The following is an 11,830-nucleotide window of genomic DNA, read 5'->3' as shown; positions in this document are numbered from 1 at the left end:
TTGGCGGTTCTTCACTCACTCACCACCCCAAAATTACGGGCCCGGCGGGTGCGTTGGGCGTCTGCTCGCAAAACGTAACAGATTCATAATCTTGCTCGAAGCCCCAGACCCGCAGCTTAACGGTCGGTTTTGGCACGGTTTTGCAATCGGCCCTACTACCGGTGCGCCGACGGACGCGTGAGTGGCGGCACCGGCTCCTGCTTTCTTTCCGACTTTCCTTTCGCTCGTGGTCATGCAAAACAACCGCGCCACCCTTGCTATTGCCTTTTCCGCCGCCCTGCTGCTGGGCGCTACGGCCGCCTCGGCCCAGGACCAGCGCCCGGCCTATTCCCGCACCTACGTCGAGGCCCCGAGCACGCACTCGGCCGCCCCGGCCAACAAGGCCGACGGCGTCCGGTTCGGCATCCGGGCGGGCCTGAACGTGGCCGATTGGTCGGGCGACGCCGTGCAGGGCGTGCAGCAGCTGCTCGACCTCACCGACGGCGCCGTGACGCGGCAGCAGCGCCCGGGCTTCCACGCCGGGGCCTACGTGAGCCTGCCGCTGGGCCCGCGCTTCACGCTGGAGCCGGGCGTGCAGTACGCCGAGAAAGGCGTGGTGGTGACCGGCAAGCTGCCGCTGGAGCAGCTCGACTTTCTCAACGCCAAAGCCACCGCCACGGCCCGCATGGGCTACATCGACGTGCCGGTGCTGCTGAAAGGTTACCTCACCCGCGGCCTGTACTTATACGCCGGTCCGCAGGCGTCGTACCTGGCCACGGGCAAGGTGCGCGTGGCGGCCGGGGCCTTGGGCTTCACGGCTTTCAAGCAGGATTTCGACGTGCGCCGGTACTTCCGCAGTATCGACTTCGGCGTGACGGGCGGCGCGGGCTACCAGTTCGCCAACGGGCTGGGCCTGAGCGCGGGGTACGACTACGGCCTCTCGTCGCTGGACGACAGCAACCGGTTCGACGCGCAGAACCGCGTGGTCAAGGCCTCGCTGAACTACACCTTTTAGCGCCGCATACTGTTCGGCGCGGCCGCTCGTTTTACCGCTCCCACACCGCTCACATAAACGCTCCATAAGCAAAGACGGCCCGCAGTGCGGGCCGTCTTTCTGTGTTGTAAGAGCCGTACCGAAGGCCGTAATCAGCTCGTCGGGCCGCTGTCGACGCGCGCCTCGATGGTGCTCTGCACCGTCGACGAGACGCTGGAGAGGATGTTGTAGCCGGTGGCCGCCTCGATGGCATCGACGGTGGTGCGGTACGAACCCCAGCTGGTGCTGATGGAGTTGGTGTTGGGCATGTTCACGGCAATGACGCGGGTGCTGGTCGTCACGCGGCTGGCGTCCGACGAGCCCTCGGGCAGCACCACAACCACCTTCCAGCAGTTAGAAGGCACCTGAATGCGGCCGGCGTCGATGGTGGTGTAGTAGCCGTTGGAGCCGGTGCCGCCCTTGCCGTAGGAGCCGGCAATGATGTACAGCTCGTAGCCCTGGCCGACGAGCGTGCGGCAGTAATTTTCCAGGTTGGCCCAGGTCTGCTGGTTGTTGGTGGGCGCCTGGGGCATCATGTTGGTCATCAGGAAGGTGGCCGAGTTATCGGCTACCGAGCCGGTGCGGTCGGCCGAGGGGCAGTTGTGGCCGCGGTCGAAGCCCGAGCCCGAGTAGCTGGTGCTGCCCACGCGGTACCAGCCCGAGGGCAGGGTGGCATCGGCGGCGAAGTTGTCTTGGCGCGGGGTGCTGCCCAGCCAAGCCGAGCTCAGGTGCCACGACACCCAGTTGGGTTTGCCCTGGTCGCGGTGGTACGACAGCGCGTACTGCGACTTGGACATCAGGTAGTTCGTCGGGTACGACGTGCTGGCGACGGCGCCGCTGGGGTTGCCCATGGCCAGGTTGCTGTCGCGCGTGGCGTCGGCTTCTTGGCTGCTGGCCTGCGGTTCGTCGGGTTGGGGTCCGACCAGGTCTTGCTTGGCGCAGGAGGCGGCCAGGGCACCCAGCACGAGCAGGGTACCAACGCGGGTGAGCGTTGCTTTCATTAAAACAGGTGTTTTGGTGGAGAAAGAGTGGAGCAAAGTTGATAACACCTCCGTGCCTGGGTGTTAAGCCCAGGTTACGGAGCTATTACCATACTGTGCCGGAAGGTAGCATCTTCTAATTATACAATCGAAATTATTTTAACTAAAAATGGAACCTTTTGGCCTAGTCTTTGCAACACGTCTTCCGGCTGCGGAAATAAGTATATCGGCTCCGTTGTCCGGCCGCTACGGTCGCCTAGTTCATCCTTACCCTTCTGCCCATGTTCCAAGCACTACCCCGCGTGTTTCAATTGCTCGTGCTCTGCTGCCTGCTCCCCTTATCGGGGCAGGCAGCCCAATTCTTAGCGGGCGAACTGACCTACGAAACCCTGTTTACGGCTCCCGCCAACCAGTACCGCGTGAAGCTGCGGCTGCTGCGCGACTGTTCGGGGCCGGCCTTCAACCAGACCGAAACGCTGAGCTGCCGCGTAGGCGCGCCCCAAGCCTCCTGCGCCAGCACCGACGCGCGCAATTTCACGGCCACGCTCACGCGCACCCTCACCACTACGGGCCACCCGTACTGCACCATCAGCCCGGTGACGACGGTGAACCAGTGCGACCCGAATGCGCCGTTCAACTACGAGGAGACCTACTACGAGGCCGTGGTGACGCTGCCGCCCGCCGCCGAATGGACGCTGAGCTGGGAGGGCTGCTGCCGTCCGGCCCTGGCCAACCTGCAAAACGCGGCCGCGCAGCCCCTGCGCCTGGAAGCGACCCTGCGCAACCAGCTGACGGTGGCCGGCGCCGCGCGCACCATCATCAACACGTCGGCGCAGTACCTGCCCCAAGACGCGCCGGCAGACTTGGTCTGCAAAGGGCAACGCACCGTCATCACCTTCAATGCTTATGAGCCAGACGGCGACTCGCTGGTGTACTCGCTGACGACGCCACTGTACGGCTGCGCCCAACCGGCCGGCTACCAAGCGTACGCCGGCGGCACGGTGATACTGTCGAACAACCCGCCGTGCGTGGCCACGCTGCCGGCCACCAACAGCTACTCGCCCTCGTACCCCTTGCCCAGCTTCGTGCTCAGCGGGGCGTGCCCGTCGCAAGTGGGCACGCCCTCTTTCCAGTTTAGCCCGTTGACTGGCACGTTTTCATTTACCCCTACCGTATACCTGCCCGAAAACGGCCCCACCGACCGGAACCGCAACCATTACGCGGTGGTGGGCCGCGTGACGGAATTCCGCCGCATCAACGGCACGTACTACGAAGTGGGCAGCATCACGCGCAACATGCTGGTGGCCATCATCGATTGCGAGTTGTATCAGTTTGCCAACCATAACCCGCGCCTCGACCCGCTGATGCGCGTCAGCAATGCCGCGCAGCCGGTGCCGCTGACCGACACGGTGCGGGTGGCACCGGGCCAGGCGGTGAACGTGGTGCTGACGGGTTCGGACCCCGACAGCGCCCACCAGCTCAGCTTTTCCGCGCAGCTGCAGGCCACCGCACCGCTACCTACGGGCGCTTTCCAGGCCGTGACCTCGACGCCCAACCGCCTGCAGCTCACGTTCACGCCCCCCGTTGGGCAGGCCGAGGGCCGGTACCCGGTGCTGGTGCGCGCCGAAGACAACAACTGCCCGACGCGGGGCGTCTACAACGCCGTCGTCTGGTTCCGGGTGTCGGCACGGGTGCTCAGCGCGGCCAGCGCCGCGACGCCCGTCCTCACCACGGCCGCGCCTAATCCGTTTACTGACGACGTTACGTTCCGCGTGGCGGGCGCCACGGGCCCCACGCGGCTGGTGGTGAGCAACGTGCTGGGCCAAGTGGTGGCCGAGCTGCCGTTGCGCCCGGCCGCCGACGGCTCCGCTACGGCCACCTGGCGGCCCGCTACGCCGCTGCCGACGGGCGTGTACCTGGCCCGCGTGGCCGGCACGGGCCAGACCATGCGCCTGCTGCGCCGCTAGCCCGCGGCGCGCCTTGGCTGAACTTATCACCCTGTAATCCGCCGTGCTTATGACCCGATGCCTACGCTTCTTGCTTGTATTATGCGCGTTGCTGCTCGGCAACCGAACCGTACAGGCTTCGCACGCCCTGAGCGGGCAGCTAACCTACGACTACGCGGGCACCTCGACCCAGCGCAACCGCTACCGCGTGCACTGCGCAATACTCACCGAGTGCGGCGGCTCATTACCGACCTCCTTATCGGTGAGTTGCCGGGTGGGCACGCCCAGCACCACTTGCGCCAGCAACGACCCGCGTAACTTCTCGGCCACACTCGTGCGCGGTCCGATTATGGCCGGCACCCCGTATTGCGCCTCCCTCGGCAATGCCTGCGGGACGGGGGGGCGGTTTAATTACGAATGGGCCACGTACGAGGCGTACGTGGAACTGCCGCCTGCCGCGTCGTGGACGCTGAGCGTATCGGAAAACGCCCGCCCGACGCTGGCTAACGTGACGGGCACCAGCCAGGATCTATACCTGGAAGCCACGCTCAACAACCAGATTGCGCTGGCCAGCGGCATCCTGCTGACCATCACCAACACGTCGCCCCAGTACCTCAATCAGGATGTTCCGGTGACGTTGGCCTGCCTGCAACAGCGTAGCGGGCTTTCCTTCGCCACGTTCGAGCCCGACGGCGACTCGCTGGTGTACAGCCTGGAACGGCCGCTGGAAGGCTGCAACCAGCCGATGACGTACAAGCCTTTCAGCAGCGGGATGATGGGAGCAATTTCGACCAACCCGCCCTGCGTAGCCACGCTGCCGGCGGGCGCCAGCACCAGCTACTCGGCTACGTTTCCGCTGCCCTCGTTTATGCTCACCGGCAGCTGCCCGGTGCGCGTGGCCCAGCCCTCGTTTGCCTTCGACACCCGCACCGGCAACGTCTCCCTCACGCCCTATTCCTACGACGCCACTAGCCCGGCCAACAACCGCTACCTGGTGGCGGGCAAGGTAACGGAGTACCGTCGCATCAACAGCCGCTACTACCTCGTCGGCTCGATGCGCCGCGACCTGCTGGTAGTGGTGCAGGACTGCGGCAGCAACCAGACGCCCAACACCCCGGGCACCACGGCGGGCACGCCCGGCCCCGCCACCGATTCGTTGGTGCTAGACAGCCCCGTGCAGGTCCACACCGCCGTCGACTACCATTTCAGTGACCCCAACCCCGGCGACCTGCTGACGGTGACGCTCGTGCACCAATGGAACATCTACGGGGATTTGTACGATCTGCCCAGCCCGTTCTTTATGCCCCTGACCGTGGTGGGCAACGGTACCGCCACGCCGGTGCTGCAGGTGCGCCTGCACCCCTCAACCGTGCTGCTGGGCCGCACCGTCCGCGTTCCAGTATGGGTGGCCGATAACGCTTGCCCCTTCAAGATTAACCGGCTCTTTACGCTGGTCATTCGCGTCGGGGCCGCTACTCCCACCGCCACTCGGCCGGCGCAGGCACGAGCGGTGCTGCCGGCCTACCCGAACCCGTTCAGTGAGCAAGTGACCTTCACCGTGCCGCGCCCGCGCGGAGCCTCCCTGGTGCTCGTGCGCGACCCGCTCGGGCGCGTGGTGGCCCAGCTGCCCGTGCCCGCCGGCGCCGGGGCCGAGGCCACGCTCACCTGGGTCCCCGGCCCCGGCTTGCCCGCCGGCCTCTACACCGCCCGCGCGGCCGACGGCGGGCCCGCCGTGCGCCTGCTGCGCCGCTAGTTCCGCTGCTCACCGTCACCTTTAACCCGTAGTGCTTATGAAGCTTTGTTTACGCTTTCTGTTGTTTCTGGGCGGCTGGTTGTTGGCTGCTCCGGCTGCCTGGGCCTCACACGCTCTGGGCGGGCAAATCACCTACCAGTACGTCGGTACTCCGGCCCAGCCCAACCTATACCGCGTGACGTGCCGCATGTTCCGCGACTGCAGCGGCATTGCCGCGTCCACCTCGCTGACGCTGAACTGCCGGGTGGGCACGCCCACCACGTCCTGCAACAGCAACGACCCGCGCAATTTTTCGACCACCCTCACGGCCGGGCTGGTGACCATCGGGGCGCCGTATTGCGCCAGCGCGGGCAACGCCTGCTCGGCGGGAGGACGGCCCAACTACGAAACGACCAAGTACGAGGCCGTGGTGACGCTGCCGCCCGCCGCCTGGACGCTGAGCGTGTCGGAAAACGCCCGCCCGGCGCTGGCCAACATCACCGGCACCTCCCAGGACCTGTACCTGGAAGCCACGCTCAACAACCAGATTACGCTGGCCAGCGGCGCCACTCAGACCGTCAACAACACCTCGCCCCAGTACCTCGATCAGAACGTGCCGATTCCGTTCGTGTGCACTCAGCAGCGCACCACGCTCTCCTTCGCTACGTTCGAGCCCGACGGCGACTCGCTGGTGTACAGCCTGGACCGCGCGCTGGAAGGCTGCAACCAGCCGATGACGTATAAGACGTTTGTCAACGGCGCCGTGGACATCTTCCCGACCAACCCGCCCTGCGTGTTGATGCTGGCAGCCGGCACCGGCACTGCTTATTCGCCCACGTTTCCGATTCCCTCGTTCGACATCACCGGCAGCTGCCCGGTGAAAATTGCGGTGCCCTCCTTCCGGTTTACGCCGGCCACCGGCAGCGTCACCTTCACGCCCTATTACTACGACCCGGCCAACGCGGCCAGCAACAAGTACTCGGTGGTGGGCAAGGTGACGGAGTACCGCCGCCTCAACGGGCGCTACTACCAGGTTGGCTCGGTGCGCCGCGACATGATTGTGATAGTGACCGACTGCGGCAACAATCAAGTGCCCAACCTGCCGAGCATTGCCGGCGCCCCTACCGACACCATCGTGGTGCAGGGGCCGGTGATGGCGTACACCACCGCGTCGTTTACGCTGAGCGACCCGAACCCCAGCGACCAACTGACGGTGACCTTCGGGCTGCCCGCCGACCAGGACTACCTGAGTCTGTACGTCGACCCGACCGCGCCCAACGTGCCGATTTCGGTGACCGGCAACGGCACGGCGGCCCCGGTGCTGCAGGTGCGCCTGCGGCCTGAGTCCACGCTGCTGGGCCGCACGTTCCGCATTCCGGTACGGGTGGAAGACAACGCCTGTCCGCTCAGAGGCGTGCAGAACTTCGTAGTGGTACTCCGGACGGTGGCGGCGCGGCCGCTGGCGGTGGCGGGCGGACGGCCCCGCGCCACGCTGAGCGCCTTCCCGAATCCGTTTACCGAGCAGGTAAGCTTCACCGTACCGCGGCCGCGCGGAACTCAGGTTGTGCTCATCCACGACCAACTGGGCCGCGAGGTAGCCCGCTTGCCCGTGCCCGCCGGCACCGGCACGGAAGCCACGCTGACTTGGATGCCCGCCGCCGCGCTGCCGGCCGGCGTGTACACGGCCCGCGCCGCCGAAGGTGGCCCCGCCGTGCGCCTGCTGCGCCGCTAAGGCCCCGCGCCGTGCCCTCCGAGGCCCCAAGTCATTCTGCAAAGCCAGCGTGATTTGAGGCCTCGGAGGGCTTTTTCTATAAAATCGACCCGATACTTTCCAAAATCGCGCCCTGGGTTTTAGCTTCCCTGCGAAATCCCGTGTTTTTCATCACCCTTTTCCATCATCCTTTATGAAATACTCTTTACGCTTGCTTCTGCTCCTTGGCGGCTGGCTTCTGTTGGGCAACCCGATGGCCCGCGCTTCGCACGCCCAGGGCGGGCAGCTTACCTACGAGTATGTGGGCACGGCAACCCTGCCCAACCGCTACCGCGTGACGTGCCGCTTCATGCGCGACTGCAGCGGCATTGACGCGCCTACGTCGCTGACGTTGAACTGCCGGGTGGGTACGTCCACGACGGCGTGCACCAGCACCGATTCGCGCAACTTCACCGCCACGCTCGTGCGCGGGGTGCTCACCACCGGCACGCCGTACTGCACCAGCACCGGCAACGCCTGTAGCTCGGCCGGCCGCCCCAACTACGAAACGGCCAAGTACGAGGCCGTGGTGACGCTGCCGCCCGCTGCTTCGTGGACGCTGAGCGTGCAGGAAAACGCCCGCCCGGCGCTGGCCAACATTACCGGCGGCTCCCAGGACCTGTACCTGGAGGCCACACTCAACAACCAGATTACGCTGGCCAGCGGCACCACGCAAACCATCAACAACACCTCGGCGCAGTACTTCGAGCAGCAGGCGCCCACCTCGTTTGTGTGCTACCAGCAGCGCAACACCGTGAGCTTCCTGGCGACCGAGCCCGACGGCGACTCGCTGGTGTACAGCCTGCCGGCGGTGCAGGAAGGCTGCAACCAGCCGATGACGTACAAACCCACCGGCTTCAACAGCACGACGCCGATATTCGACCCGAGCTCGACCCCGCAGAACCCCTGCCTGATCTACCCCAGTGGCCTGCCCCAGAACTACTCGGCCGCGTACCCGATTGCGTCCTACGAGGTGACCGGCAACTGCCCGGCGCGTCAGGTCACGCCGCTGTTCCAGTTTAACCCGCGCCAGGGCACGTTTACTTTCCGCCCGGCCCTGTACGATGCCACCAACCCGGCCAACAACAAGTACACCGTGGTGGGCAAGGTGACGGAGTACCGCCGCATCAACGGCCGCTACTACCAGGTTGGCTCGGTGCGCCGCGACATCATGGTGATTGTGATGGACTGCGGCACCAACGGGCTCCCGGGCGCCGTGAGCTCCGCCACCCCCGCCGCCGCCGCGCCCGATTCGCTGGTCGTGACGGCGCCCTACCTGGGCAGCAGCACCGTCAACTTCACCTTCACCGACTCGAACCCGAACGACGTGCTCACGCTGACGCACACGCTGCCCACCGACCCGCTGTACGCCAGCCTGTACGTCAACCCCAGCTCCCCGGGCTTGCCCATCACGCTGACCAACAACGGCTCGACCAGCCCTGTGCTGCAAGTGCGCCTGCGCCCCGATGCCGACGTGGTGGGCCGCACGTTCCGCATTCCCGTGCGCCTGGAAGACAATGCCTGCCCCGCCAAAGGCGTGCAAAACTACGTGCTGGTGCTTCGCGTCACGGGCAACGCCACGGCGACCCGCCCGGCGGCCCGCCTGCTCTACAGCGCCTACCCCAACCCGTTTAGCGAGCAGGTTCACTTCACGCTGCCGCGCCGCGCCGGGCAGGTCGATATCGTGGACCAGCTGGGCCGCGTGGTGGACCGCCTGCCCGTGCCCGCCGGGGCCGCCGCCGAAACCGAGCTGACCTGGACGCCCCGTCCCACGCTGCCCGCCGGCGTGTACACGGCCCGCTCGGCCGATGGTACGCAGGTTGTCCGCTTGGTGCGCGTGCAGCCCTAGGCACCTTCATCCGCTTGAAACCGCAACGGCCCGGCGTCTGGTACCAGACGCCGGGCCGTTGCGGTTTCAAGCGGGCTACACCAGCCGGGCTAGCGGACCACGCTCAGCCGTTCGTTGGCAATGCGTTGGCCGCGGGCGTCGAGCAACACCACCTGGTACAAGCCGGCCGGCAGGCCTTTCAGCGTGAGGCCGGGCGCATGGACGCTGAGCTCCTGACGGCGCACCAGCTGCCCGCGGGTAGTGTAGAGGCAGAGCACGCCGCCGGTGGGCAGGCCGCTGCTCAGCTGCACAGTGGCCGCGTCGGTGGCGGGGTTGGGATACAACGACAACACCGCCGCGGTCTGGGGCTGCCAACGCACGGCTTGCACGGCGGAGTACGTGGTGCTGCCGTCGACGTCGACCTGGCGCAGGCGGTAGTAGAGCGTGCCAGCGGGCAGGCGGCCGGCCTCGGCGTCGCGGGTGGCGTAGCGGCGCAGGGAGGTGCTGTTGCCGGCGGCCTGCACGCGGCCGATTTCCACGAAGCTGCCGTCGGCCGCGGTGGCGCGCTCCACGCCGAAGTAGCTGCTGTTCTTTTCGAGGGCGGTTTCCCAGCTCAGCTCCACGGCGGCCGCGGCGGCTTTGGCCTGGAAGGCGCGCAGCTCCACCGGCAGCACCGTGGGCGGCGTGATGGTGCTCGGGAAGCCCTGCACCGGGTCGTCGGCGAAGGCGTAGTAAATCTGCGCGTTGCTGCCCAGCCCGATGCCGTTGTTGATTTCCACTTCCACCCACTCAAAGTCTTGGGTGGTCAGGAAGCCAATTTCCTGGGCCGTGCTGCCCAGCAAGCCGGTGCTCAGCAGACTGCTGCCGCTGGCGCTTTCGAGCAGGGTGCCGTCGGCGGCGTAGGTGCGCAGCGTCACGTTGCTCAGCAGGCTGGTGCTGAGCAGGCCGTTGTTGAAGCTCAATGCCACCCCGGCCCGGTTGCCGGCGTTGGCGTCGCCATTCACGCGCAGGCGCAGCACCTGCGAGCCGCCCAGGCTGATGGTCGGAAAGTTCATCTGGGCGTAGTTGGTCAGCGAGGCATCGGCCGCCCGCTCGGGGTTGCTGATGCAGTTGGTGCAAGTGCCGCCGGTCTGGTAGTTGCCGCCGGTCTGGCCCGCGGCAAAGTCGGAGAGAATCGGCTCCTGGTCTTCAAACGCGCGGGGCTCAATGCCGAAGCCGTAGTACACCTGCAGGTCGTCGAGCAGGCCGAGCACGCCGGTTTTTTCCAGCTCCACGTGGTCGAAGGGCTGGCCGGTGCGGAAGCTCACCTGGTACTTGCCGTCGGGCAGCAGCTTCAGGTCGAGCAGGTTGGCCGCCGAGCCGGTTTCTTGCAGCACACCGTCCTTGTAGGTTTTGATTTTGAGGCTGCTGAGCACGTTCAGGTCCAGCACGCTGCTGCTGCCAATCACGAAGCCCGCTTGGTAGCCGGCCGGGGCGCTGCCCTCCAGTTCCACCTGCAGCGTGGCCTTGCAGCCGATGCCCGTCACGTGCAGCGTGGCGTTGTCGGTGAGCGAGGACGTGACGGCGTTCAGCGGGTCCTGCACGCCGGAGTTCAGGCAGCCGAGGCCGCCCGAAGCCGTGGCCGTGTAGTCGCTGGCCGAGGGCGTCGTCAGGCGCGACAGGTAGCCGGCAGCGGTGGTCACCACGTTGGCCGGCACGGCGTACGCGTAGTACACGTCCAGGGTGTTGAGCACGTTCAGCACGATGGTCGCCTCCACTTCCAGCTGGTCCACTGCCTGCTGGCTGATGAAGTCGAGTTGGGTGCGGCCGTCGCCGAGGGCCGTGGCCGTCACGCCCGACGCGTTGCCCAGGCGCGTTTCCTGGAGCACGCCCGCGCGGTAAGTGCGCAGCACGATGGCGCTGAGTGCTCCGGCGTTGAGGGTGGAGCCGCTGCTGACCACCACGCCCACGCGGTGCAGGGCCGGGGCCGTACCGTTCAGGCTCAGGCGCAGGGCGGCGCGGTTGCCGGCGCCTACGCTCTGCTGCACCGTCGCGTAGTTGGCGAGCGTGTTGTCGGCGGCCCGGTCGGGGTTGGCCACGCCGCAGCCCACGCACAGCACGCCGTTGCGCTGCACGCTGTACTGGTCCGGGGAGGCGGGCGTCGCAAATTTGGAATAATACGGAGTGAGGGAGGCCTGAGCGGCCGCCTCGGTAGCAGGGGCTCCCCATGCCAGTGTGGCGCCCAAGAACAAGCCCTGGGCCGCGTTATTCAGCAGTGAGACAAGATGTTTCATAATTGCGCAGGTGTATCAGCCGCGGGTGAATGTTCGGCATACCGCGCAGTTGGCAATTCTATGTCCGCCCCACCGTGCCAAGCAGCTAGTAGTTAATTATCAGCATTTTATGATTATATAAAGAAAACTATATTATCTACGAACAGGAATACTCATCCCATTTTGGGAATAGTTGGCAGCCTGCTCAGAATGCCCTATACTAGCGGCACGCGCTCCTTTGTCCCTATTGCAACGTCGAAAACAAACTCACCGGGAATAACCCCATTCCCATGCCCGCGGCTTGGCTTTTGGCTGAGCGGCGGGGCGAAT

General features: G+C 66.1%; 7 protein-coding genes. 5 read left to right on the top strand and 2 right to left on the bottom strand.

Translation table 11 applies throughout. The features are described 5' to 3' along the window. Positions 1-232: 232 nt before the first annotated feature. Entirely contained in the window at positions 233-994 is a 762-nt protein-coding gene (locus tag LJ737_RS05200) for a porin family protein (RefSeq protein ID WP_227763497.1), read from the top strand. 131 nt (positions 995-1,125) lie between these two features. On the opposite strand, the gene LJ737_RS05195 is transcribed toward LJ737_RS05200, so the two are convergent. Then, on the bottom strand, positions 1,126-2,013 hold the full coding sequence (locus LJ737_RS05195; protein WP_227763495.1) for a DNA/RNA non-specific endonuclease: 888 nt from the start codon (positions 2,011-2,013) through the stop codon (positions 1,126-1,128). A gap of 260 nt (positions 2,014-2,273) precedes the next feature. On the opposite strand from LJ737_RS05195, the gene LJ737_RS05190 reads away from it, so the two are divergent. The 4 genes from LJ737_RS05190 (at position 2,274) to LJ737_RS05175 (ending at position 9,269) form a co-directional block, all read left to right on the top strand. After that, positions 2,274-3,959 carry a T9SS type A sorting domain-containing protein gene (locus LJ737_RS05190; protein WP_227763493.1) on the top strand — a complete coding sequence of 562 codons (1,686 nt, stop codon included), beginning with the start codon at positions 2,274-2,276 and terminating at the stop codon, positions 3,957-3,959. Positions 3,960-4,008: 49 nt separating this feature from the next. Next, positions 4,009-5,691: a hypothetical protein gene (locus LJ737_RS05185; protein ID WP_227763491.1), complete on the top strand. Its 1,683-nt coding sequence runs from the start codon at positions 4,009-4,011 to the stop codon at positions 5,689-5,691. A gap of 37 nt (positions 5,692-5,728) precedes the next feature. Then, a complete protein-coding gene (locus tag LJ737_RS05180) occupies positions 5,729-7,402 on the top strand; it encodes a hypothetical protein (protein ID WP_227763489.1) in 1,674 nt (557 codons plus the stop codon). A gap of 172 nt (positions 7,403-7,574) precedes the next feature. Continuing rightward, positions 7,575-9,269: a T9SS type A sorting domain-containing protein gene (locus LJ737_RS05175; protein ID WP_227763487.1), complete on the top strand. Its 1,695-nt coding sequence runs from the start codon at positions 7,575-7,577 to the stop codon at positions 9,267-9,269. Positions 9,270-9,358: 89 nt separating this feature from the next. Here LJ737_RS05175 and LJ737_RS05170 read toward each other — a convergent pair whose 3' ends face one another. Continuing rightward, positions 9,359-11,521, bottom strand: coding sequence for a T9SS type A sorting domain-containing protein (locus LJ737_RS05170; protein WP_227763485.1), 2,163 nt, complete (start codon positions 11,519-11,521; stop codon positions 9,359-9,361). Positions 11,522-11,830 lie beyond the last annotated feature (309 nt).

The organism is Hymenobacter sp. 15J16-1T3B (assembly GCF_020711235.1).
Taxonomy (GTDB): domain Bacteria; phylum Bacteroidota; class Bacteroidia; order Cytophagales; family Hymenobacteraceae; genus Solirubrum.
Note: the sequence above shows the minus strand (reverse complement) of the source record. Positions and strands in the feature narration are given on the sequence as shown.